This window comes from Pseudomonas synxantha, from assembly GCF_900105675.1.
Taxonomy (GTDB): domain Bacteria; phylum Pseudomonadota; class Gammaproteobacteria; order Pseudomonadales; family Pseudomonadaceae; genus Aquipseudomonas; species Aquipseudomonas synxantha.
Map to the genome: position 1 here is coordinate 260,695 of NZ_LT629786.1, position 22,261 is coordinate 282,955.

General features: G+C 55.5%; 23 protein-coding genes. 3 read left to right on the top strand and 20 right to left on the bottom strand.

Features of this window, described 5'->3' with window-relative positions; all coding sequences use genetic code 11:
- Positions 1-73: 73 nt before the first annotated feature.
- The 3 genes from BLU48_RS01250 to BLU48_RS01260 are packed head-to-tail and all read left to right on the top strand — an operon-like array spanning position 74 to position 5,966.
- Complete coding sequence (locus BLU48_RS01250) at positions 74-1,330, top strand: TolC family protein (protein WP_008437421.1); 1,257 nt, start codon at positions 74-76, stop codon at positions 1,328-1,330.
- Positions 1,327-2,811 (top strand): efflux RND transporter periplasmic adaptor subunit, encoded by a 1,485-nt coding sequence (locus BLU48_RS01255; protein ID WP_008437420.1) that lies wholly within the window; start codon positions 1,327-1,329, stop codon positions 2,809-2,811. Before BLU48_RS01250 ends, BLU48_RS01255 begins: the two co-directional genes overlap by 4 nt.
- Positions 2,808-5,966: an efflux RND transporter permease subunit gene (locus tag BLU48_RS01260; RefSeq protein ID WP_008437418.1), complete on the top strand. Its 3,159-nt coding sequence runs from the start codon at positions 2,808-2,810 to the stop codon at positions 5,964-5,966. The genes BLU48_RS01255 and BLU48_RS01260 overlap by 4 nt, the downstream gene beginning before the upstream one ends.
- Before the next feature lie 105 nt (positions 5,967-6,071).
- On the opposite strand, the gene BLU48_RS01265 is transcribed toward BLU48_RS01260, so the two are convergent.
- The 20 genes from BLU48_RS01265 to BLU48_RS01355 form a co-directional block, all read right to left on the bottom strand.
- Complete coding sequence (locus BLU48_RS01265) at positions 6,072-6,755, bottom strand: DsbA family protein (RefSeq protein WP_008437415.1); 684 nt, start codon at positions 6,753-6,755, stop codon at positions 6,072-6,074.
- Positions 6,752-7,048 carry a hypothetical protein gene (locus BLU48_RS01270; protein ID WP_008437414.1) on the bottom strand — a complete coding sequence of 99 codons (297 nt, stop codon included), beginning with the start codon at positions 7,046-7,048 and terminating at the stop codon, positions 6,752-6,754. Before BLU48_RS01270 ends, BLU48_RS01265 begins: the two co-directional genes overlap by 4 nt.
- Positions 7,045-10,008, bottom strand: coding sequence for a conjugative transfer ATPase (locus BLU48_RS01275; RefSeq protein WP_057023788.1), 2,964 nt, complete (start codon positions 10,006-10,008; stop codon positions 7,045-7,047). The genes BLU48_RS01270 and BLU48_RS01275 overlap by 4 nt, the downstream gene beginning before the upstream one ends.
- A complete protein-coding gene (locus tag BLU48_RS01280) occupies positions 10,008-10,436 on the bottom strand; it encodes a TIGR03751 family conjugal transfer lipoprotein (protein WP_008437412.1) in 429 nt (142 codons plus the stop codon). The genes BLU48_RS01275 and BLU48_RS01280 overlap by 1 nt, the downstream gene beginning before the upstream one ends.
- Positions 10,414-11,904, bottom strand: coding sequence for a TIGR03752 family integrating conjugative element protein (locus BLU48_RS01285; protein WP_024073352.1), 1,491 nt, complete (start codon positions 11,902-11,904; stop codon positions 10,414-10,416). Before BLU48_RS01285 ends, BLU48_RS01280 begins: the two co-directional genes overlap by 23 nt.
- Positions 11,894-12,796, bottom strand: coding sequence for a TIGR03749 family integrating conjugative element protein (locus BLU48_RS01290; RefSeq protein ID WP_008437410.1), 903 nt, complete (start codon positions 12,794-12,796; stop codon positions 11,894-11,896). The genes BLU48_RS01285 and BLU48_RS01290 overlap by 11 nt, the downstream gene beginning before the upstream one ends.
- Positions 12,796-13,449: a PFL_4703 family integrating conjugative element protein gene (locus BLU48_RS01295; protein WP_020302977.1), complete on the bottom strand. Its 654-nt coding sequence runs from the start codon at positions 13,447-13,449 to the stop codon at positions 12,796-12,798. The genes BLU48_RS01290 and BLU48_RS01295 overlap by 1 nt, the downstream gene beginning before the upstream one ends.
- Entirely contained in the window at positions 13,446-13,826 is a 381-nt protein-coding gene (locus BLU48_RS01300) for a TIGR03750 family conjugal transfer protein (RefSeq protein WP_008437403.1), read from the bottom strand. Before BLU48_RS01300 ends, BLU48_RS01295 begins: the two co-directional genes overlap by 4 nt.
- A 13-nt stretch (positions 13,827-13,839) precedes the next feature.
- Positions 13,840-14,178 carry a TIGR03745 family integrating conjugative element membrane protein gene (locus BLU48_RS01305; RefSeq protein WP_008437401.1) on the bottom strand — a complete coding sequence of 113 codons (339 nt, stop codon included), beginning with the start codon at positions 14,176-14,178 and terminating at the stop codon, positions 13,840-13,842.
- Positions 14,179-14,196: 18 nt separating this feature from the next.
- Positions 14,197-14,436: a TIGR03758 family integrating conjugative element protein gene (locus BLU48_RS01310; protein WP_008437400.1), complete on the bottom strand. Its 240-nt coding sequence runs from the start codon at positions 14,434-14,436 to the stop codon at positions 14,197-14,199.
- Positions 14,433-14,741: an integrative conjugative element protein, RAQPRD family gene (locus BLU48_RS01315; protein WP_178110642.1), complete on the bottom strand. Its 309-nt coding sequence runs from the start codon at positions 14,739-14,741 to the stop codon at positions 14,433-14,435. The genes BLU48_RS01310 and BLU48_RS01315 overlap by 4 nt, the downstream gene beginning before the upstream one ends.
- A 157-nt stretch (positions 14,742-14,898) precedes the next feature.
- On the bottom strand, positions 14,899-15,210 hold the full coding sequence (locus BLU48_RS01320) for a hypothetical protein (protein ID WP_008437393.1): 312 nt from the start codon (positions 15,208-15,210) through the stop codon (positions 14,899-14,901).
- A 75-nt stretch (positions 15,211-15,285) separates the two neighbouring features.
- A complete protein-coding gene (locus BLU48_RS01325; RefSeq protein WP_008437391.1) occupies positions 15,286-16,764 on the bottom strand; it encodes a UvrD-helicase domain-containing protein in 1,479 nt (492 codons plus the stop codon).
- Positions 16,765-16,773: 9 nt separating this feature from the next.
- Positions 16,774-17,529 (bottom strand): TIGR03747 family integrating conjugative element membrane protein, encoded by a 756-nt coding sequence (locus BLU48_RS01330; protein WP_008437388.1) that lies wholly within the window; start codon positions 17,527-17,529, stop codon positions 16,774-16,776.
- A gap of 18 nt (positions 17,530-17,547) precedes the next feature.
- Entirely contained in the window at positions 17,548-19,764 is a 2,217-nt protein-coding gene (traD, locus tag BLU48_RS01335; RefSeq protein ID WP_024073353.1) for a type IV conjugative transfer system coupling protein TraD, read from the bottom strand.
- Between the two features lie 3 nt (positions 19,765-19,767).
- A complete protein-coding gene (locus tag BLU48_RS01340) occupies positions 19,768-20,178 on the bottom strand; it encodes a hypothetical protein (protein WP_008437384.1) in 411 nt (136 codons plus the stop codon).
- Positions 20,138-20,422: a hypothetical protein gene (locus tag BLU48_RS31950; protein WP_024073354.1), complete on the bottom strand. Its 285-nt coding sequence runs from the start codon at positions 20,420-20,422 to the stop codon at positions 20,138-20,140. The genes BLU48_RS01340 and BLU48_RS31950 overlap by 41 nt, the downstream gene beginning before the upstream one ends.
- 7 nt (positions 20,423-20,429) lie before the next feature.
- Positions 20,430-20,933 carry an integrating conjugative element protein gene (locus BLU48_RS01345; RefSeq protein WP_008437383.1) on the bottom strand — a complete coding sequence of 168 codons (504 nt, stop codon included), beginning with the start codon at positions 20,931-20,933 and terminating at the stop codon, positions 20,430-20,432.
- A complete protein-coding gene (locus tag BLU48_RS01350) occupies positions 20,930-21,487 on the bottom strand; it encodes a lysozyme family protein (protein ID WP_008437382.1) in 558 nt (185 codons plus the stop codon). The genes BLU48_RS01345 and BLU48_RS01350 overlap by 4 nt, the downstream gene beginning before the upstream one ends.
- Positions 21,472-22,224 carry a TIGR03759 family integrating conjugative element protein gene (locus BLU48_RS01355; RefSeq protein WP_024073355.1) on the bottom strand — a complete coding sequence of 251 codons (753 nt, stop codon included), beginning with the start codon at positions 22,222-22,224 and terminating at the stop codon, positions 21,472-21,474. The genes BLU48_RS01350 and BLU48_RS01355 overlap by 16 nt, the downstream gene beginning before the upstream one ends.
- Between the last annotated feature and the right edge of the window lie 37 nt (positions 22,225-22,261).

Genomic DNA, 22,261 nt, shown 5'->3' on the forward strand with positions numbered 1-22,261 from the left:
CGCGTTAGCGGGATGGCATATCTGCGCGCATGTCTTATGAAGCGCGCGGTGGATCATCACAGGAATCGTGAACATGAACTCCAAGTGCTGTTGCACAGGTTGGTCCTTCCTGGCCGGCCTGGCGGCAAGCGTACTTGCATTGCCGAGCTTCGCTAGCGCATTGACATTCGATGAAGCGCTGCGTCTGGCCGAAAACAATGCACCATCGTTGACCGCACAAGACGCCAAAATTCAAGCAGCCACTAGCGCGGCCATTCCCGCCGGCGAACTACCCGATCCCAAGCTACTGCTGGGCGTGCAGAACTACCCCATTGGTGGACCCGACAGATGGAGCATCGACCAGGACTTCATGACCATGCAAGTGGTCGGGATTAGGCAGGAGATGCCCAACAGCGACAAGCGCAAAGCACGTATCGAGGTCGCGGATGCGGCTGTTGATCGAGCGTCAGCCGAGCGTCGAGTGGCGCGTCTGAACGTCCGACAGTCCACGGCATTAGCCTGGATCAGAAGCTACTCGGTTGAGCGTAAAGATGCGTTGTTCCAGGACTTCTACAAAGAAAACCGTCTTCTGACCGATACCGTCAGAGCTCAGATTGCGGGTGGCCGAGCCCAACCCGCCGATGCGGTGACACCTAAACAGGAAGCTGCTCAACTGGCTGAGCAGCAGGATGATTTAGTTCGTCAACGTGCACAGGCCCGGGCCGCCCTCAAGCGCTGGATTGGCCCTGCCGCCGATGACAAACCGGTAGGCGGTTTGCCTGATTGGCCTATTGAGACCTCAGGTTACTCCCATAAGCTGCAACATCACCCCGAATTAGCGGCTTTTGTGCCGATGACCCGTGAAGCACAAGCCAAGATCCGTGAAGCTGAGGCGGAAAAGCAGTCTGACTGGAGCTGGGAATTCGATTATCAGCACCGAGGCCAACAATTCGGTGACATGGTCAGCGTGCAGTTTTCATGGGATCTCCCGCTGTTCCCTAACTCTCGGCAAAACCCCAAGATTGCGGCCAAGCACGCCGAACTAAACCAGCTTGAGGCTGAGCGCGAAGCCCTGTCACGCGAGCATACCCAGCAACTGGAGGATGAGTTGGCTGACTACGAGCGCCTCAATCGTGCAGTCAGCCGTAATCAGGAAAGCTTGTTGCCGTTGGCTAAAGAAAAGGTCGAACTCACGATGGCCAGCTACCGCTCCGGCAAGGGTGATTTGAACTCGGTTGTTGCCGCCCGACGCGAACTCATCGAAGCCCGTCTCAAGCAGGTTGACGTTGAAGAGCAACGTGCCCTGACCAGCGCTCGCCTGTATTTCTCTTACGGGGAGTCCGCTCAATGATTTTTAAATTATGGAAAGGGACTTTAATCATCGGCATCTCGATTGCCTTGGGTGTTGCCGGGGGTTACTGGTTAGCCCAACCGCGAATGAGCGGAGTAGCTGGTGTCGTACCGGATCATGAACCCAAAGCCTCTGCCGATCGAAAAGTTCTGTATTGGTATGATCCCATGTACCCACAACAGAAATTCGATAAACCGGGTAAGTCACCCTTCATGGACATGCAGATGATCCCTCAATACGCAGATACCAAGGGGGACAGCGCTGCCATTCGAATTGATCCAAGCCTGACTCAGAACCTTGGTGTGCGACTGGCTAGTGTCAGTCGAGGCGTATTTGCCTCGACACTGAACGTGGTAGGTGTGCTGGCCTTCAACGAACGGGACGTTGCAGTCATTCAGGCCCGTACAGCGGGTTTTGTCGAGCGTGTGTATGCCCACGCACCTGGTGATGTGCTGAAAGCGAATGCCGCCTTGGCAGATATCTTGGTGCCGGAGTGGGCAGCTGCTCAGGAGGAATTTCTCGCCCTCAAGCGTAGTGGCGATGCTGGCTTGCTGACAGCGGCCCGGCAGCGACTGCGGCTAACCGGAATGCCACTTACGTTAATTGCTCAAGTTGAGCGCACTGGCAAAGTTCAATCGAACCTGACGCTGACCAGCCCTATTGGTGGTGTGCTTCAAGAGCTGAGTGTGCGTGAAGGTATGACGGTGGCCGCAGGCGAGACGTTGGCTCGTGTTAATGGTTTGAGCAGTGTCTGGCTGGCCGTGGCTGTACCAGAGGCGGAAGCTGGGTCAATCGTAGTAGGGCAAGCAGCTGAAGCGCGTTTATCCGCATTCCCTGGAGTTGTGCTCAAGGGCGTCGTCAGTGCGATTCTTCCGGAAACCAGTTCGGACAGTCGCACACTTCGCGTTCGAGTTGAGTTACCCAATCCAGATGGCCGACTCAGACCAGGTTTGACCGCACAGGTAAGCCTCAATCGTTCAACGGAGCAAAGTGTTCTGTGGGTGCCGAGCGAGGCCGTCATTCGTACCGGTCGACGTGCGTTGGTCATGCTCTCTGAAGACGCTGGTCGATATCGCCCGGTGGAGGTGCAGCTAGGCCAGGATAACGATGGCAAGACGGCGATATTGAAAGGCTTGGAAGAGGGGCAGAAAGTGGTGACCTCTGGCCAGTTCCTGCTCGACTCGGAGGCCAGTCTCAAGGGCGTTGTCGCAAGCTCATTGGACGTTTCGCCATCTACTATGCCCGTTGGCGCTTTGCATGAGGCCGATGGTCAGATCGTTGAGATCAACGACAAAGAAGTCACGCTCGCCCACGGTCCCTTCAAGACATTGGGTATGCCAGGCATGACGATGACTTTCCCTCTCGCCACTCCTGCTCTGATGAAGGGCCTAAAAACGGGCGACAAGGTTCGGATCGCTGTTAGCCAGACGGACGATGGTCTGCGTGTTGAACGTCTGGAACGCTCTGGGGGCCAGCCATGATTGCGGCCCTTATTCGCTGGTCGGTGGCCAACCGCTTTCTTGTGTTGCTGGCGACGCTGTTCGTCACGGCATGGGGGATCTGGGCGGTTCAAAGTACGCCCATCGATGCATTGCCAGACCTGTCGGATGTTCAGGTAATTATCCGTACACCTTACCCAGGCCAAGCCCCACAGATCGTCGAAAACCAGGTGACCTATCCACTGGCAACCACCATGCTCTCGGTACCTGGGGCCAAGACTGTGCGCGGTTACTCCTTCTTTGGCGACAGCTTCGTTTATGTGCTGTTCGAAGACGGAACTGACTTGTACTGGGCCCGCTCGCGGGTGTTGGAATACCTGAGCCAGATACAAAGCCGCCTACCAGCCAGTGCTAAGCCAGCCTTAGGACCTGATGCCACTGGCGTTGGCTGGATTTTCCAGTACGCGTTGGTTGATCGCAGCGGTGGGCACGATCTGGCGCAACTGCGAGCCCTACAGGACTGGTTTCTCAAATTCGAGCTCAAGACGCTGCCGAACGTTGCGGAAGTTGCCACCGTAGGTGGCATGGTCAAACAGTATCAGGTCCAGCTCGATCCGCTAAAGTTGGCGAACTTGGGTATCACGCAGTCTGAGGTGACCGAGGCGATCGGCAAAGCCAATCAGGAAACCGGTGGAGCCGTGCTGGAAATGGCGGAGACAGAGTTCATCGTACGAGCTTCCGGCTACCTAAAGACGCTCAATGACTTTCGCGCCATCCCGCTCAAACTGGGCGCGGGCAGTGTGCCGGTCACGTTGGGCGATGTTGCCACGATTCAGTTAGGGCCTGAGATGCGTCGAGGCATTACCGAACTCGACGGTGAAGGTGAGACCGTCGGCGGCGTGGTGATTCTGCGCAGCGGGAAGAATGCTCGTGAAACCATTGCGGCGGTCAAAACCAAACTCGACGAGCTGAAAAGCAGTCTGCCGGCGGGGGTTGAAATCGTCACCACCTACGACCGCAGCAAGTTGATTGATCGTGCCGTGGAAAACCTCAGCCACAAGCTGATCGAAGAGTTCATCGTCGTCGCGTTGGTCTGCGGAATCTTTCTCTGGCACCTGCGTTCATCTCTGGTGGCAATCATTTCCCTGCCGGTTGGGGTGCTGATCGCCTTCATCGTGATGCGCTATCAGGGTATCAACGCCAACATCATGTCCCTTGGCGGGATTGCCATCGCCATCGGCGCTATGGTCGACGCTGCCGTGGTGATGATTGAAAATGCCCACAAGAAGGTCGAGGCTTGGCACGTGGCCAATCCTGGGGAGGAACTGAAAGGTGAACGTCATTGGCACGTGATGACTGAAGCGGCTGCCGAGGTAGGACCTGCATTGTTCTTCTGTCTGCTGATCATCACCCTGTCGTTCATTCCGGTGTTCACGCTGGAGGCTCAGGAAGGACGTCTATTCGGTCCATTGGCGTTCACCAAAACCTACGCTATGGCCGCAGCGGCTGGACTGTCGGTAACTCTCGTACCGGTGTTGATGGGGTATTGGATTCGTGGACGAATTCCCAATGAGCAGCAGAATCCGCTAAATCGCTGGTTGATCCGGATCTACGAACCCGCTCTGGACGCCGTATTACATCGACCTAAAATAACGCTGCTGGTTGCGTTGCTAGTCTTTGTCAGCGCGTTGTGGCCGATCTCTCGTCTGGGTGGTGAGTTTCTTCCCCCGCTGGACGAAGGGGACCTGCTCTATATGCCATCAGCTCTGCCTGGATTATCGGCGCAGAAGGCCGCGCAACTGCTTCAACAGACTGACCGTCTGATAAAGACAGTTCCAGAGGTCGAACACGTTTTCGGCAAAGCCGGCCGCGCTGAAACCGCGACTGACCCAGCACCTTTGGAAATGTTCGAAACCACCATCCAATTCAAACCACACGAACAGTGGCGCCCAGGCATGACCCAGGAAAAGCTCGTTGAGGAGCTAGACCAAGCGGTGCGTGTCCCAGGATTGACCAACATCTGGATACCGCCGATTCGTAACCGCATCGACATGCTGGCCACTGGCATAAAAAGCCCTATTGGTGTGAAGGTTGCCGGTACCAACCTGACGGAGATCGATGCCGTCACCCAAGCCATCGAACGTGTTGCCAAGGATGTCTCAGGTGTGAGTTCAGCGTTGGCCGAACGACTGACCGGTGGCCGCTATATTGATGTGGATATCGATCGTAAAGCTGCGGCCCGCTATGGGTTAAATATTGCCGATGTGCAATCGATCGTGGCCGGCGCAATCGGCGGTGAAAACGTCGGGGAGACGATTGAAGGGTTGGCTCGTTTCCCAATTAACGTACGTTACCCTCGTGAGTGGCGGGATTCACTCGGCGCTCTGGAGCAGTTACCTATCTATACCCCTCTAGGCAGCCAGATCACTCTTGGCACCGTTGCGAAGATCAAGGTCAGCGATGGTCCGCCGATGCTTAAGAGTGAGAACGCCCGACCTTCAGGCTGGGTGTATATCGACGTGCGGGGACGGGATATTGCTTCGGTAGTCGCCGATCTACGACGGGTCGTCAGCGAGCAGGTTAAGTTGCAGCCTGGTATGAGCCTGAGCTACGCAGGACAGTTCGAATTTCTCGAAAGGGCCAACGCACGACTCAAGCTGGTGGTGCCTGCCACGCTGTTGATCATCTTCGTGCTGCTTTATTTAACCTTTGCTCGCTTCGATGAGGCCTTGCTGATCATGGCCACTCTGCCATTCGCACTGACTGGTGGGGTATGGTTTCTCTATCTATTGGGATTCAACCTGTCGGTCGCCACTGGTGTCGGCTTTATCGCTTTGGCCGGTGTTTCTGCCGAATTTGGCGTAATTATGCTGCTTTATCTGAAGAACGCCTGGGCTGAGCGTGAAGACCTCGGCGATAGGACCGAGCACGGGCTGATGGCCGCGATTCGTGAAGGCGCTGTCCAGCGCGTTCGGCCCAAAGCCATGACTGTGGCTGTCATCATTGCTGGCTTGTTACCCATTTTGCTGGGCAGCGGGACCGGCAGCGAGGTGATGAGCCGAATTGCGGCACCCATGGTTGGAGGCATGATTACCGCGCCCTTGCTGTCGCTGTTTGTCATTCCGGCAGCCTATCGACTGATGCGTCGCCGGCACCTCTCAGTTGAGCCCATCAATCCTCAAGAAAAAGTCGTATGAAACTGACCCTGATTGCAGTTGCAAACACCGTATTTGCGCTGTCTCTTTCGGCCCACGCGTAGGACATGCCGGGCATGAAAATGTATGAATGGAATGCAAGCTCATTTAATGACAATGGCTAAGTGATTTAACGTTCGACTTTTGCAGAGCGTCGCAGCTCTTTTTTTGAGCCAGCCAATCACGAGCTGATAATAACAATACCCCGTCAGCTGGTCCCTCAAGCTTTACGGAGCTGCCAGTCGTGTTGTCTTTAATTATCACAGTAGGAGTTGCCGTAATGCCCGCTTTGAGGGCCTCCTCGACCTGTTGGCCAACATGCCGGGCGATCACTTTGTCGGTAGCTGCACAGGACAATAAGTCCTGGTAAGTAACATCAACGACGTTCAGATGCCCATTGAAACCCTCACCGTTGCTACGGGTCCGGTCAAAAATCTGGTCAATGGCTTGCCAGAAGGCAGGTGCGCCACCAAGCGCCCCCGCACATTCAGCGAGCTTGGCTTCGTGTAATGCGGTCGGACCGTGCACATCCAGTGGCAGATGATGCCACTGCAGGTTTACATCCTTCTGCTGCTGTATCCAGGTTTTCAACGCAGGTGTGTACGTCTTGCAGTAGGGGCACTCCAGATCCGCGAACTCAGTCACAGTCCAGCGTGCTTTGGAAGGACCAAACAACCACGGGCCTGTGTTGTGCGGGGATGGTATCTCACTTCGAGTGAGGGCTAAGCAGGCCATCGATGTGCCTGCCAAAACGCACCCCAGCATCAACCAATATTTGCGAAGGCCTATCATGCCCGAGCCTCTGCTGGCTTCGATGAAAGCAGCGCTTGTTTACGAAGGGCCTCAAGAAGAGCGTTCTCAGCATTCTCGGGTTGTGGGTGCTGTAGCAGCCAATTGGCTAACACCGCGTGAAGTTGGGACTCGATGTCACGACGATCCACCGCACGAACCAAAACCTGTTGCAGTTGCTCTATCAAAACGGGGGCACACACCTCAAGGGTTTGAAGGGCGTCTTCACCCGGTTGTTCAAGCAGCTGGGTCAGACTTTCTATAAGGTTCTGGGTCAGGGAATTCAATGCTCTCATGCTTGGCGCTCCAAGGCCGTGACTTGCTCGGGGAAAGTAATGATGTGAGGTTCGATACCGCGATAGCGGTCAAGCGTTGCAGCAACTTCAATGGCCGCATCCAGCTCGCTGCAGCCTTTGGCTTGCATGATGTCGAAGCGTTGCTTTTTCTCTTCCGGCTCGGTCATGGCCAGGGCCAGATACAAACTCGGTGGTACCGCCCGGAATAACATTTCCATGCTTTTGGACAACACGACGCCCTCGGTGAATTTGCCGCTTTCTTTACGCGCTGACAGCATCATCGACTTCTGTGCAGGAGTCAGTTCACGAAACCGCGCGATCTTCTCCACCTCATCAGGCGGCATGTTTAAGCACATCCACCACTCGATCATGTTGAGCAGGGCTGAGGCCTCTGGCGGCACGTCGTCAACGTTCTGGGTGGCCATCCAGAACCAGGCGCCGAGCTTTCGCCACATTTTGGTAATCTTGACGGAGTAGGGGGATAGGAGTGGGACCTTCAACTGGATGTGGCCTTCGTCGGTGAAGCAGATCAGCGGACGGCCTTTAAACTGGTCACGCTCGGCAATGTTGTTGACCGTGTTGAGCAGGGAAATATAAGCGATGGCCATCTGTGCGCTATAGCCTTCTCGCGCATAGGTGGCAAGGTCGACAATGGTAATGTCCGCTTCTGGCCATGGGGTGCCAGGACGGTTGAACATGTCGCCTTCGGTGCCCATACAGAACATGGACAAGGCTTCCGCCATCTCCAAGAATCGTGAGCTTCGGGCGTCTGGAATACCGGGCTCGAGTCCCATTTCTCGCAGCGCTTCACGGATATCTTCCGGCAGAACGATACGTTGCTCCGTCACGCATTTTTTCGCTGCATTCAGTATGCATTGGCGGATGGCGCTACGGTCGGCACGAGTAAGACGGGCATCCTCTTTTTCTTCACCACCGGTGATCATCAGCCTGGCCGCAATTTCCATCTCGCCCAGGATGTCGCGTTGTTCATCCTCGGTCTGGCTAGTCAGATGTTCGTCCGACGCCTCAAGATCATCAGCTTGGATAATCTTCACGTTTTGGCTGGGTTCGATGAGCTTCACGGCATCAGCGAATGGCGCGAGGCTGACACCCGATCCAGGTGCAAGTCGAACCCGGTTTACCGTCAAACCCAACTTTTTGGCGAAATCACCGAGTAAGCCGAAGCTGTTGCCAGCCTCCACAATGAATAGACGTGGCCGATAGATGGCGATGATTTGGCTAAGGATGTTTGTCGCGCTGGCCGATTTACCTGAACCCGTAGGCCCGAAAATGAACAAATGCGCGTTCATCTGCCGGTCCAGCTTGTTCAGCGGGTCGAAGGTTATCGGCGCTCCCCCACGGTTAAACAGGGTAATACCCGGGTGCCCGGTTCCGGTCGACCTACCCCAGACGGGGGCCAGGTTCGCAATGTGTTGGGCGAACATCAGTTGTGCGTACCACTCCAGTGCTTTGCGCGCATTGGGGTCGAAGTTGCCGGGTAGCCATCTAAGGTAGGAGTTCAGCGGTGCCACTTCATCCCGAGGTTCCACCGGCTCCATGCCCGCACCCAGCAATGCGCTGCTGAGTTGCAAACTGCGTTCGTGCAGCTGGGCATCATCTTTACCCCGCAGGTAAAACGCTACGCTACCTCTGTACAGCTTGTGCTTGCGCCCGAGCAACTGACGGGCGGTGGCGACGTCTTCGCGTGTCAGGATCGAGGCCTGAGTGTCTCCAACTGCCTTGCGTGAAAGCTGTTCCAGATGCCCTTCGAGAATGTCCTGCGGGGTGATCACGAGAGTGATACAGAGAATGGTGTCCTCTGGCATTTTGTCGAACAGTGCGTTGAGCGCATCACCGCCCTTTCGGGTTTCACCGGTTAAGTGCCCGGTCTTGGGAGCATCCCTCAAGCGGTCAAGCATCACCACCTGATGGGGAAGGCCGTCGAAATACCACAGACCTTTCTCTATATCTGACAGTGGTTCGCGATAAAACAGGTTTTGCGAGAAGTCAGTGCCGCTGGCGAGCGGCAGCTCGCCCTCTGCAGCACCAGGTGCTTGCTTGCACACCAATTCGTAGAAGCGGCGAATATCTGCATCGGCAGGGCCAAGATGATCGGGACGTGGATTGAACCAATGAATCAGCCAATGGCGAATGGCGTGGCCATCCATGCGATGGGTTTTAATGCCGGCGTTCGCCAAGCCGCCCACCAAGCGATCGCAGATGATTTTCAGGTAAGGACCTGGTGCCTGGCCTCGCACATCCGCTTGCGCGCCTTGGGTACGGCGGTAGACAACAACACGGACGCGGCGCTGTTGGCCCCTCCAGGGCAGTTGGCTGACCTTGGTGTCTTCAAACAGCCCGCCTGGTTTGGAGATGGATTCCAGGTGTTGCTTCATCAGCTTCAAATAAAGCTGGGTGAATGCACTGCCTTGTGCGCGTGGTTGAACGTAGTCATGCAGTTGCTGAAGGTAATCGTCCCAGCTGGTTTCGTCCTGGGCATAGAGCTGAACCACCCAGGGTGAGGTTTCAAGCTCGTCGAAGGAGTCCTGGAGGGCGTTTTCCAGGGCGTCGCGGGCCTTGCGTAACCATTCGGGATCCCGACCTTCAGTACCAATCGGTGTCAGCTCAAAAAAGGCAGCACGAGACACGCCGTCTTCCAATAGCATGGCTTTTTCTGCAGGCAGGTAATCTACCCACGGCAGTAGGTCTACGAAGGAGGGGTTGACGTGGTATAGACGGTCAGCATCAGCGGTTGTGGCTGGCTTTTTCTTTGGGTTACGCCAATCGCTCGGCGAGGGAATACCCATGGCAGCAAGGCGTTCGTAGTAACGCTCTGTAGCAGCCTCAAACGTCTCGGTTGCTGGTCCCTGCACATCGTCAGATAACGGCGAACCTGGTGTTACGCCAGGTTCCACACGCTCTGTCGCCCGTCGCGTTTTGAATCGTTCAAAAAAACCCATCAATATGCCTCCGTGCGTTCGCCAGGCATGGCGTATTGCACCCGCTGATACAGCGGAAACACCGTGGTGTAGCCTGGGATCGGTGCCGGGTCTGAACCCGCTAAATGAGGAAAGACGTACATCACCAGGTCGGGATTGGGTAGGCGTTTAAATTGGCTGTAGATCTCGTTTTGTGCGGTACGTGTGAACATGGTGTTGTCTGTTTCCCTCGTCTCCAGAGGCCGACGAAGATCTTGGCGTGCATCGAGCAATTGGCGGCTGCTCGAGCTGCTTGAGCCGCTGGAGCCTTGATCCCAAACGTCCATCATTGTGCGGTCCCCATGGGGGAGCAATTCGTCTTTGTTGGTGGAACAGGCCGAGGCGAGTAGGGCGATGGCCAGGTATGCACCTAGTTTTAAGCCATGATTAGTCAAGCGCAGTCGAAACATGACGGGCTCCTGAGCGATAGTTGACCTTGCGGCCATTGAGTTCGTAATCGATGGTCAGTTGCTGGTCCAGGTGCACAGCTATCTTTGCCCCGGGTTGTACATACACCGCTGCGAAGGCTTGCCCGTAGAGTTTGTTGACCCAGCTGGAGACGTCATTGACGCCCTGGCCAATAATTTTGCCCATGGCTTCACTGCCCGAGCCGCCGACAGAACCGATGGTCCCGGACTGAGGGTTTATAAAAGAGCCGCTGTTTCCATCTGACTTGATGAGGGAGGCAGCACCTGCGCCGGCGGCGGTAATCAGTACCTGCGAGCCAATGTATTGCGAGGCGTTGCTTTTGCGGTCGCCACTGATACAAGGAATGCCATAGGCATCGCTTATCCAGCCCAGGCCACCCTGAATGGTGGTTTGGTTGCCATTGTTCTGATTGTTACTATTTTGACTGCTATTCGTTTCTTCCTGAGGTTGTGGCAGCGTGCGCACAGTGCCGTCATTGAAGACGAACGTCAGGCTTTTGATCTGACCGCGTACGCAAGACAGGGTCCAATCGCCGGAAGCCGTTCCGCTGGCCACCGCGCCGGCGACGTCGGGCAAGTCGATGCCGTTGGCCGTGAGATTGTCCGGCCCGATCAATACCTTGAACGGGTAGGGGTCGTTGACAGTGCCGTCAATGGGCACCCGGCCGATCAGCGCGGACATGGCCACCGAACCCATCAATGTCGAGTTCTGCGGCAAGGTGTAGACCTTGCGCACCTGTTTGCGGGCCTCCTGTGGCGAGATTTCATTCGCAACACTTTGAGCGCCCGTGCGCAGTGCATTTTGTCCTCGGTCCACGGACTCGCCAAAAGAGGTCGGGAAGTTGAAGCCGCTTGCCGTTTGATTTGTCCCTGCAGCGATGGGCTTGCCGTTGACATCGACCGGCGTTGCGTCCTGCGGCTCTATCCAAACAACGTCCGCGCCAGGTCCGCCTTTGAAGCCTTGACCGTCACCTGGCTGAACGCCGAAGCCGATCGGCAAATCAGATCCAGACTCATTGCCACTGCCCGATTTGCTGCTCAGGGTATTGTACTGCTGCTGCAGTGTGTCCAAGAGGGTTTGGCTCTGTTGTTGCGCCTCCTGCTTCATCGTTTGCTGAACGTTCTGCAGTTTGTTATCGACGTTGAGGTCGATGTTCTGCAGGCGTTTTTGCAGCTCGATGTTCTGTTGCTTTAGTTCGTCATTGTTCTTCAAAGCATTGGAGACTTGGTCCTTGAGTTGTCTGCTTTCCACGACAATGGTGCGCAATGTGTCGCTGGGTGTATCTCCGTCAACCCCAAGCTTTTTAGCCTCCTTCGTACTAAGTACAACCGTTTCCGGCGCATGAACCTGTTGGTCGGCACTTTCGCGATTGAATAATTTGACCACTACGTATATCGCCAGGATCGCGAACGGTATGACCAGGTATTTAACAAGTGGATTACTCTTCACGACGGCCTCCCTTCGGATCGATCTGGCTGATGGCGGCCGGCAATAACGATTCGGCTAGACCATGACCACGGGTCACCAAGTAGACCGTCGAGGTGTCGCTGGAATCACCTTTGGCGCCAAGGTAGGGATGCTGAAAAGTCGCGGTGACAAAGTCACCCATCAGGTCACGCGGATCCAATGTGAGGTTTTGGGCGCTTGTGTTACGTAGCTTCACCGCCGTGACCCAATACTCGTCTAACCGCCACGACCCCAACGCAGAGGCTTCGACCGGCAATATCGGCATTAGGGTGGTGAGGTCCAAACCGCGCTTCAGATTGATCTGAGCAATCCCCTCCACGGGCTCAACGGTGCGTAGGGGCGCGTAAAGCATCTGTGCGGCATAGCGCGTCATGACCACCGGAAGAGGGGTCTCACGACGCGGTTTCGGCGCGTCCTCATCCTCCTCGGCTTGAGCGCTGGCTTGGGCCGTGGAAGAAGTTGAATGGTTGCTTGTAGGTTTGGCGTTGACTTGGCCGTAACGCGGGGCGGGACTGTCCCCGGCTACAATTTTAGCCGGCTCGGATGCGACCTGATTTGGTTTCCCTACCGTTGCGATGATATCCACGAGCATGATCTCACCGGAGTTCATGTTCTGCAGCTGTAAGCGAGTCGGTTCAATCGGCTCTTTCGCCAACAGGTAGAGGGCACCACCGGTGCTCTGCACGCGCAGTTTGTCGACGAGGTTACGAGGCAGACCCACCCGTACGTTTTGGTCCACAAAGACAATACGCTCCTGACCCACGATCAAGGGCAGTGCTATAGGGATACGATCCCAGCGCAGGATTTCGACGGCGTTGGCCAACCCGCAGAAGTGAAGGGCTACGAGCCCGATGATCAGTAGGCGGCGTGTCATCATTTGCCTCCTGCTCTGGTCGTTTCTGCGGAGACTTCGATGCGTTGTGGATTACTGCTATAACAGTCCCAGGCCAAGCCGAATGGGTTTTTTTCGGGATCGACGTCGAATCGGATAATTCTTAACGGATAGCGAGCAAATGCCCGCTTTACGCGCTCCCCGCCGTAGTGCTCGTCAGCGGTGATGTCCAGGTTGACGGTCCAGTCATTGATGCTGTGCTGTTCAATATGTTGCTCAGACTTATCGTCGATGCCTCTGCCTGGAATTTCAAATACACCCCGCTCACGTTTGCGCAGTTCCCCGCTATTGCGGCGTAGCTCGAAATCTTTCTGCAAGTAGGCTTTGCAGCTGGGAGTCAGGTAGCTTTCCAAGCGGGTAATGTTGTCCTCGTAGTCGGTTTCACCGTCAACGGGCCAACGGTTCATCTGCTGAAAAATGTACAGACCGAAGGCGTATACCGACTCCGGTGGAATATCCCACCACTTACGGGTGCTACCTGAACGTAGATCTGGAGGTACATGAACAGTTAGGTCACGCGGTGCGCTCTGCCAGCCATAAGCCATGTACAGACCCAGGGCAATGAGAAAACCAATGACCATGCGCAGGCTGTTAATGTGGGCCAGTTGGGCGTCTACTTTTTTACGGTAAGTCATTGAACCTCCGTTCGATGACAGGTCCACGCACCTGTACGAGTAATCAGCAGGGCTTTATTCCAGGTAGGAAAGAACCGCGCGATGTTCAATTGCATCTGGCGGTATAGCCATGTATCAGGTCGGCCGCGTTTCCACCGACGCAAGAAACGACTGGCAAGAAACAGCCCTAGGACAGCACAGAGCATGGCGGCGCCGATGATAAGTGCCCAAATCTGGGTCAATATCGCGGCCGGAATACCGATAACCAGCCCTGCGCCGGTGCTCAACGCCAAGGTGGCCCACATTTCGTCAGCGGTAAGGCCGCCCATGATGACTGGCTGATTGTTCAATCGCACAGGGAGGAAAATCAGGGTCCCATCGTCTGAGAGTTCTGTCATGGCCACGGCTCTTTTAAAGAATATTTGAAGCCTTGGTGACCAGAAAAATGGCGACACCGAGGATGGCGACGCCAACGGCGGCTGTCGCCCCCAGATCTCCCCATTTTTTCTTGCCAAGTTGAATTTCGTGGTAGGTGCCGAAGGCATGCCAAGCAACGCCACTGAAAATGACTGCGCAGATGATGAGGCCAAGCAAAGTAAAACCGTCAAAGGCGTAGTTCTGCATGGTTTGCATCAGGTTAGAGCCTTCCCCCCGGGTAGGAGGCTGAGACTGCGGAAGAGCCGCCATGGCCAGTTGGGGGAGAGCAAGCAACCCGATCAGCATGCGGCCCGGTTTTAAGAATGAAGTCATGGTGTATCTCCCATAGGGTCAACTAAGAACAAATGTGGTGAGGATCATGCAAAGCAGTAGGATGCGGACGAGCGAGGTCGAGGCAATCGTTCGATCAAGGTTGCCAGTGGCCCATCCTCGGTAGCAGCTCCAGATAGCCCAGGCGCCCCACATAAAGATGATGGCTACAGCGACGCCGACGAAAAACAGGTAGCTCGTCGAGGCAGGAAATCCTCCTGCCGCTTGAAACGCAGCAGCCTGAGCGCCGCTCATGCTCATGGCTTGCGTCCTTCGGTCGTGTATTGGCCTGACAGCTCAACAGGATCACGAGGCTGGGCTCGGGTTGGGGTTAGATAGCCCTCCAACCCATGACGAATTCGAGCGATATCACCTGCTAGACGCTGGTAATCGAAGAAGTAACGCTTGCCAGGTTCGTCGGCCACTTGAGCGCTACGACGTGCGGTGTCCTCTAAGGCATTCAACTGGCGGATCATCACGTCCAGGTTGGCCTGTTCGGAGGCTGAAGCAGCGGTCGCATGAGAGACAGGCAGGCCGCATCCAAAAAGTGCGATGAGGCCTGGCAAGGCAAGTCGGCAAGTGAGTGCAGTGAGACGCGGGTACTGGATCACGGCTGGGCTCTAGTCATTCCTGATGCCGTCAGCTTGCCGTGATCAAGCTATGGTCGCCGCAAGAAAACCATATTCAGGACTGTAAGGATTTCTTCTGACGGTACTGACACCATCAATCACAGTGGATAGGGCGTTTGAAGAACAGCAGATACCCGATGGGCAAGGCGAATCCGTAAGCCCAGCCTTGGGCGTTTTGATTGCCAACCTTGACTTCTCCTTTGACCACGGGCTGCACGCTGACCAGCTCCCAGCCTTCGCTGCCTAATTGAGCAAGGCGGTTTTGACGTTCAGAATCTTCCAGAAAACCCTGGGTGTCGGGTTCAGTGGTGGGCTCTTCGGACTTGAACATGAAGAGCTTTTTGGTTCTGACAACGTACTGAAAGGGAGAGAACTCAGTGTGGTATTCAAATTTCTGACGGCCCATGGCGACGTCCTCAATGTGCAGAGCTACCAGGGTTTCAATAATAAGCGCGTGCCAGCAATCTGAAATAGTTTGTTGCTAAGCGCGTGATTTCTGAGGTTGGAGTGCAGAGGTCCGAGCATCGACATAGCGCTGCATGATAGAAAGCACCATTGAGTTCAACGCTAGGATCTTCATCCCTCGCGTCACCGCCACGTACAGCAAATTCAACTCGTCATCTTTACGACCTTGATCGATATCGGGTGAAAGCGGATCAGCGCTAAAGTCGTCATACAGGCTGACAAAGTCCCACTCCAGCCCCTTGGCCTTGTGCCCAGTCGTGAGTGTCACGGTGGCGTCGAGCTCGTTATCTACAGAGCGGGAACGTAGGGTTTGGATCCGCTGGGGCAGGTCCGGATAGGCTGTAATGATCTTGATCGATCGCAACATCTCCGTATCCTGGCTTACCTCGGCTATTTCCACGTACTGTGAAAAGTCCCGGTAATCTCTCAACAGCCTGCGGTTCTGCACCTCATGGTTACGGTTGCGGCTGAATAGGTATAAATCTTCCAGATCGCGTAGCGAGTAGCTGTCGATACCGCCGACCCAGAAAATCTTGGGGTTGCTTGCGACCAGCTGCAGGGCGTTCTCGATGACGCCGGTCACGGTACGATGGATAAACGTGCGATGCGGTAGCTCTTCAGGCAGAGCCCGTTTAACCAGGGTATTGCAACCTAACCCCTGCAGCTTTCGTGTCTCACCCTTGTAAAAAAGAATGATGTTGGCCACATGCGCGACGGCAGGGCCGAAGCGAAAGCTTTGGGTCAGGTAGTGACGTTCGGCGTCGGCCATCCAGTCGCTGTTGAGCGCATCTTCTGCGCCGCGGAAGCGATAGATCTGCTGGTGGGGATCGCCGACTGCCACCTTGCGGACCCGTTGTATTTTTACTATGTCGGCAATAACTGGGTTCACGTCTTGACCTTCGTCGAGCAGAATGGCGTTAAATCGTTCGCTCAGGTCGGGCTTGCTTAGCTGATACAGCTTCAAGTAAGCGTCATGGGTGATCGACATTGCTGTGTCCTGCAGATCGATCATCCGGTTCCAGATGGTTTTAGCCACGTTTAAAGCATTGTTCAGGAAACGTTCCTGGGCACTTGTGAGCATTCGTTGCCCCTGGAATCTGGGAAAATGCACACGGCCCAACTCGTCATCGGCGCTGGCCATGAAGTTGTTAAGCGTGCTGAGGACATCCCGCACGAGCTCCCAGTCCTGGGTGTTGATGGCCCTTGCGATGTCCGTCAGGCGTAAGTTATTGGTCTGCTTGGTGGCGTACTGACTGCCATAGACTGCATATGCGAGGCCATGCGCCGTCTTACACACCACGTTTCTGCGTGGAAAGCGGCCCCTGGCAGCGAGCTCGACGGATTTGTTGTAGCAGAGGTAGAGCATTTTCACCGAGGCGTGTTGTGTGGCGTAGCCCACCAGTGTGGTGGTTTTGCCGGTACCGGCAAAAGCCTGAACCAGTAGCTTGTCAGCCGTGGAATGGATGATGGGCTGCTGTTCTTGTGTCCACTGCATGGGCAGCTCCTAAAGGTATTTTTTGAAGCTTGAAACGGTGATGTAAACGGACACACCCAACAGCACGGCGCAGGGCAACAGAATCAAAAGGGGGCTGATGCTGATGGGGATGGCCAGGTAGACCGTCCAGGGCACGATGGTCAGCGGAATGATCGTCCCCCGGGCTTTGTGATACAGGTAACTTGACTCGCGGCCGGAGCCGAATTTTCGTAGATCACGCCGCACCAGGCCATCGACCAAGCCAGTGAACGCCGCCAGTGCGAACAGCGGAATCGTCAACGTCAGAATGACCATTCGCACACAGAAGGTCAGGACTGTGTATAACGCGGCTAAGCCATAGTCCTGGAATTTGATCATCGCCCGACCGAGTTCGTAGCGAAGGTTCAAGGTTCCCGTTTGTTGTGGTGATGTTGAGCGAGCGTACTGTGTCAGTGCATTTATATTGTCCTGCATGCCGGTTTTCACCATCAGCCAGTCATAGACCGTTTGTGCCAGCCAGGTTGCCGTACGCCCCGGTTCTTTGATGACAACGCTGTGCAGCAGATCCTGGGACAGCCAGCCCAGTTCATGTTGGAACATCTGCTGAGCATGTTTCCAGCCGGCATCCGGCCAGAACGTGTACATGCAAAGCCATTCAACGACGATGGCGCCGAGCAAGGAGCCGAACATCACCCCCAAGAAATGAAAAGGGGTAGAGAACAGCATGCCCAGGAAGTTTTTTTGACCTTCCTGCTGTTGCTGGGCTTTTTCCGCGATATCGGCCATGGCTCTGTTCCTTCAAGCCTATGCGGCTTTTCCGTTATTGGCCATCTGGCGGAAGTCGTCTACCAAGTCATCAGGAAGCGACTCACTTAGTGCGTCATATCCCGGTGCTTGCCACCAGTCGCTGCTGGTTCCGGATCCTTTACGCATGCCCTCAACCAAGGCCTGAAGATCCTTGGGCATCACTTCATCGGGATCGCTTGCCGGCAACGGCATACGAATCTTCCACAAATTCCCGCCCTCTATCAGGGCAAAGCATTGCCCCTTGGGTAGGGCAACCACATGCGCCGGTTCGATCATCGGTACGCTGACACTTTGGATCTGATCGTGAGTGTTAGAGGTGAAAGCGGTGTTGCCGTTAATAGCGTCGTTTGCACTGCTTGCTGGTGTACTGGTAAACACCTGGACCTTTGGCAACTGGTTGGTCAGCAGCTCGGCGGTTGCAGTCTCACGTACACGTAACATGAACAGGTTGTTGAAGTTACCGATGACTTGGCCAGCTTTAGCCCGGTTACCGATTTTTGCCTCAATATCGCTCATGGTTTGGGTATAGGCCGTGACCTGCATGCCGGCACCACCGCCTTTGTTGATCATCGGTATGAATTCATCGCCCATCAGTTCGTTGAATTCGTCCGCATGTACGTTAATTGCTACCTTGCCGCCGGTGGCCCCGGGCAAGCCATCATCGATGCCAAACTTATAGATGTGACCCGCAACTGACACCAGGTCGCTGAACATCGAGTTGCCCACCGCTGCAGCTACCTCTGTATCAGATAAAGCGTCCAGGCCGACATAGACCACTGCCCGTTTGCGGATGATCTGCATCCAGTCAAAGATTGGTCGTGGGTCCTCAAGATCCATGTAGTCGGGAGATAGCAGCTCTGCAATCCGGCCTGTGGTCAGTTTTTCCAGCAATGGCAGAAGGCTGGCCACGATCTTGTCGAAATAGGTTTTGTCATAGCGTACGGCTGATCGCAGACCCTCCATCACTGGGTCGGAGATGCGTTGCTGAGTGAGGTACATGTCCAGGGCCACCACGCGTAGCGGTCGATCCTTCATGGCGAAACTGAGGTTCTTACGATCGATCTTTCCTTCCAGCTCAACGATGGTTTGCCAGGCTTTGGGATCATTTTCAGCAAAGTGCTTCTGCGCATACTCAATAAACAGCGCGTCAATGTTTGTCACATGCTTGAGGATCTGTTCATAGTCCGGCCGACGTCCCAGTGCCACGAGGGCGCGCGCGATGATGTTGACGAAACGCCAGGCGAATTCCCGGAATGCCGCGGAATTGCCTTCCCCCGAAAGTTGGCCGGCAATGCGGGTGGCAACCTCCGAGATCCGACCAAACCGGCCGACGGCGTTGTAGCGAGCGGAGTGATCGGGCCAGCCTAGGTGGAACACGTAGAATTCCTCCAGTCGGTTTGCGCGCTTGCATTCGATGTACATGCGCTTCAGGAGGTCTGCGTCGCCTTTAGGATCGAAGACAATCACCACTTCGCGGTCCAGGTCCATTTCTACATTGCGCTGGCTTCGATGAACGGGTTGCACGCGGCGCCCCATATGAACGCGGCGCCGGGGGCTACGGCGGGTACGCCTGATGTCTTGGGTGATAAACAACTCTGCCAAGCGGGTTTTTCCAACACGAGTAGTCCCCAATACAAGGGAGTGTCCAACCCGCTCACCCAGTGGCAGGCTGACATCCGCTTCGTTCGGCTCTATACCGTGTAAGCGCGGTAGCCCCCCGACTGGAGGAAGTGGACGCGCCGGGTTAAATGGCACATCCCACGAGGTAGCCTTTGACAGCAATTTGAGTGGAAAGGGTGCGAACTCCAGACGCTCCTCAATTCTGCGAGCAAAGGTATAGATAGACGTGGGCTCGACATACTCGGCGTACTTTGGGAGGTAAGTCTCCATCAACCGCTGAGTATGTTTTTGGGTCCAGCGAAAGCCTTTACCGATGAATAGCCGCTCATTGCTGACCGGCATGTCTTTGCTGGTCATGGTGTAGTGGGGTAGGCGCCGAATATTGCGCCGGTAACGCAGCACTACCAACGCTTGTTTGAGGCGGACGAACCCTAGACCCAGAAAGCCTGTACCGGCAACCATGCCGAATAAAGGCGTCAGAGCAACCGCCCAGGGCGCGAAAATACAGAGCAACGCCGCAGCGGCACATACGCAAACTGTGTACAGCTCAACAGCAGGGCGTAGTAACGACTCAATGGTGTAGGAGGTGGTCATGGATCACTTCCTATGAGTGAAAGGGGACAATGGCCCCACTGTTTCGAAATGGAAAACGACTGGCTTGCCTGTCTCAGCGATCAGCCCATAGGACTTGGCCAGGCGGTATATGGGGTGGTAGCTGTTAAGGGAGTTGACGTGTCCAGCAATGCGCTCTCGCCAGACTTCTAGTGGCATCGCTGCCTTGCTCAAATTACACGGCACGCACGCGGGCATCATGTTGCTGATGGCGTGGTTCTCTGGCCGCCCCAAAATGATGGCACCGGAGTACTTGCCGTCCACCCTCTCTGGTTCTCGCCATACTGCTTCCATGTGGTCCGCATGCCACCGGTCACCCAACAGCACACCGCAGTATGCGCAATGGCCCGCGAATTTAGCGTGAAGCTCGCAGCGTTGCTTCTTGGTCAGCTTCATGGGGCCGGGATCCTCCTTTCATGCGTGATGATGAATTGGCCAACTCTTGCCTCGCTTGCTCAACTGCCTCGGGCAGTCGTTCTTTTAGCCGCTGACATAGCTCCACCTCGTCACCAGGTACGCGGGCGATGACGGTGCCGCCATAGAGCTTGGCGACATAGGTGACCTGTTCAAAAAGCAGTTGGCCTGCTCGTGGGTCATCTGGTTGCTTGATGACCAAGGTGATGTGCGTAAGAGAGGCCATACCCTGGTTACTGCTGGATCGTTGTGGCAGTGATCAACAGCGGGTAATGCTGGACTCCCAAGCGCTGTGCCAGATCATTTGATGGAGCCGGGACCAACTGTAGATTTCCTGCCCATCGTTGGATTTCGGCAAACCGCTCGGCGCTGGCCACGTTAACCACAAGGCCCACTGCCTGCAGTTGCTGTAACTGATCGCGGCGCTGTGATAACCACTTTCTGGAGCTTTCATCGTCGCCTACAAGAAACAATGGTTGCAGGCCAGGTGCATTGATTACCCGGCCCTGTACCTGCCCGGGTGTCAGTTGGTCAGAGCGCACTGGAAACGAGCCTTGCCCACGCACACCAATATTCTCTGACTGTGCTGACTGCTCAGTAGGTTCTGGAGCCAAGTACTGGTAGTAGGGCAGAGCGGAAACACCCCCTCGGTCTTCAACAACAATCAGCGAGGTGGCATGCACTGCCATGGGGGAGGCCAAAGACAGCAAAACAGGCAGATGCAGCAATCTATTCATGGATTATTCGCCATCAGGTTGATACCGGTGACCCGGCTGAGGTGTTTGGCAAAAGCTCGTCGGTATCGGGCAGCGGGTTCGCCTCCGGCAGGGCGGTGGTACCGACCAGCAGCGGTGATCCAGTCGCCTCCTTTGGCTTTTTGCTCAGCCAGGATCTGGGCCGTAACCGAGAGGTTTTTGTACGGATCCAGCCCTTCGCAGGGATAGCTATAACGGTGGCCGTTGGCACCGATGTTGGTTTGTCCAAGCCCGACGTCGACTCTATTTGGGCCTGCGGTCTGAAGGGCGATCATCAACGCTCTGCAAGCATCGCTGCGTGTCGCAAAGCGATATCCGGCGCCGGCGACATTCAACGTCCAGGGCCAGGGGACGATCTGGCCGCGAAGTCGGGTGCCACTCTCTTGCAGTGCAACGGAGTACAGCACCTCGGACGGAACGCCGGCAGGCAGGGCAATCAACTGATAGGCCGGTGGCGGAACCTCGGCACCGTTAGCAAATGCCGCGGTGAGCAGTAGCCCCCCCGTTAAAGCCGCGCGAATTACAGACGCTGCCATTGTCCATTCACCTCGCGTACCACGGCCGGCAGCTCACCGCCGAGTCCAAGGCCAAGCCATCGACCGGCATCGTGATTCAATGTGATCTGTCGGCTTCTCACGCTGGCCGGTTCGACTCCAGCCAAGATGGCCCAGCGGCGAATTATTTCGTCATCACCTTGACTACCAACGAAGTACAGATCAAAGGACTGTTTCTGGTTTTGTAAGTCTTTGACGCGGTCAATACATGCGTTGCAACTGTCTTGAACAAAAACGGCTAGTCGTCCAGTGCCTTTCACAGCAGTTAACGCTCCCGAGCCAGGAGCAGATGCAGGGTTGGACGATAGTTGGATGACTTTTTCATTGGGGTAAAGACGTGCGAAGGCTTGGTCATAGGCCCTTTGGTACGCCAGTTCCTTATCGATACGCTGTCGCTCGGCTCGCACCTGCAGCTCTGCATAGCGTCGCCGCTCCTCCTCCGACTTCGCTTCGATGCCAAGTGCTGTCAGAGGATCCAGGCCTGGCGAATAGATTCCGCGAGGACCCTCCATCACAGTTTGAAAACGGGACCATTCTTGGGGGGTCAATCCCCACTCGCGGGCGAGTTCTGTCTGACTTGCTCCTTGAGAAGAGTTGTGAACTTCACTGTTCTGAGTGTTCGAGATCGACGTTGATTGCCCCGAAGCCGCATGACAGCCGTATGCAAACGCGAAGGTGGCCAAGCCTGCAATGAAACCCAAAATGTTCCTGGGCTTCATTGTTTTCGAGGAAGTGGTAGGGGAGTGCATAAAGGAG

What these genes read in the sequence shown, in the direction of transcription:
- BLU48_RS31950 (WP_024073354.1), bottom strand. Translation starts at nt 20,422, where the DNA reads ATGGCCTCTCTTACGCACATCACCTTGGTCATCAAGCAACCAGATGAC.
- BLU48_RS01355 (WP_024073355.1), bottom strand. Translation starts at nt 22,224, where the DNA reads ATGAAGCCCAGGAACATTTTGGGTTTCATTGCAGGCTTGGCCACCTTC.
- BLU48_RS01305 (WP_008437401.1), bottom strand. Translation starts at nt 14,178, where the DNA reads ATGACTTCATTCTTAAAACCGGGCCGCATGCTGATCGGGTTGCTTGCT.
- BLU48_RS01280 (WP_008437412.1), bottom strand. Translation starts at nt 10,436, where the DNA reads ATGTTTCGACTGCGCTTGACTAATCATGGCTTAAAACTAGGTGCATAC.
- BLU48_RS01330 (WP_008437388.1), bottom strand. Translation starts at nt 17,529, where the DNA reads ATGGCCGATATCGCGGAAAAAGCCCAGCAACAGCAGGAAGGTCAAAAA.
- BLU48_RS01290 (WP_008437410.1), bottom strand. Translation starts at nt 12,796, where the DNA reads ATGACACGCCGCCTACTGATCATCGGGCTCGTAGCCCTTCACTTCTGC.
- traD (WP_024073353.1), bottom strand. Translation starts at nt 19,764, where the DNA reads ATGACCACCTCCTACACCATTGAGTCGTTACTACGCCCTGCTGTTGAG.
- BLU48_RS01350 (WP_008437382.1), bottom strand. Translation starts at nt 21,487, where the DNA reads ATGGCAGCGTCTGTAATTCGCGCGGCTTTAACGGGGGGGCTACTGCTC.
- BLU48_RS01300 (WP_008437403.1), bottom strand. Translation starts at nt 13,826, where the DNA reads ATGACAGAACTCTCAGACGATGGGACCCTGATTTTCCTCCCTGTGCGA.
- BLU48_RS01260 (WP_008437418.1), top strand. Translation starts at nt 2,808, where the DNA reads ATGATTGCGGCCCTTATTCGCTGGTCGGTGGCCAACCGCTTTCTTGTG.
- BLU48_RS01295 (WP_020302977.1), bottom strand. Translation starts at nt 13,449, where the DNA reads ATGACTTACCGTAAAAAAGTAGACGCCCAACTGGCCCACATTAACAGC.
- BLU48_RS01255 (WP_008437420.1), top strand. Translation starts at nt 1,327, where the DNA reads ATGATTTTTAAATTATGGAAAGGGACTTTAATCATCGGCATCTCGATT.
- BLU48_RS01275 (WP_057023788.1), bottom strand. Translation starts at nt 10,008, where the DNA reads ATGGGTTTTTTTGAACGATTCAAAACGCGACGGGCGACAGAGCGTGTG.
- BLU48_RS01310 (WP_008437400.1), bottom strand. Translation starts at nt 14,436, where the DNA reads ATGAGCATGAGCGGCGCTCAGGCTGCTGCGTTTCAAGCGGCAGGAGGA.
- BLU48_RS01265 (WP_008437415.1), bottom strand. Translation starts at nt 6,755, where the DNA reads ATGATAGGCCTTCGCAAATATTGGTTGATGCTGGGGTGCGTTTTGGCA.
- BLU48_RS01270 (WP_008437414.1), bottom strand. Translation starts at nt 7,048, where the DNA reads ATGAGAGCATTGAATTCCCTGACCCAGAACCTTATAGAAAGTCTGACC.
- BLU48_RS01345 (WP_008437383.1), bottom strand. Translation starts at nt 20,933, where the DNA reads ATGAATAGATTGCTGCATCTGCCTGTTTTGCTGTCTTTGGCCTCCCCC.
- BLU48_RS01325 (WP_008437391.1), bottom strand. Translation starts at nt 16,764, where the DNA reads ATGCAGTGGACACAAGAACAGCAGCCCATCATCCATTCCACGGCTGAC.
- BLU48_RS01320 (WP_008437393.1), bottom strand. Translation starts at nt 15,210, where the DNA reads ATGGGCCGTCAGAAATTTGAATACCACACTGAGTTCTCTCCCTTTCAG.
- BLU48_RS01340 (WP_008437384.1), bottom strand. Translation starts at nt 20,178, where the DNA reads ATGAAGCTGACCAAGAAGCAACGCTGCGAGCTTCACGCTAAATTCGCG.
- BLU48_RS01250 (WP_008437421.1), top strand. Translation starts at nt 74, where the DNA reads ATGAACTCCAAGTGCTGTTGCACAGGTTGGTCCTTCCTGGCCGGCCTG.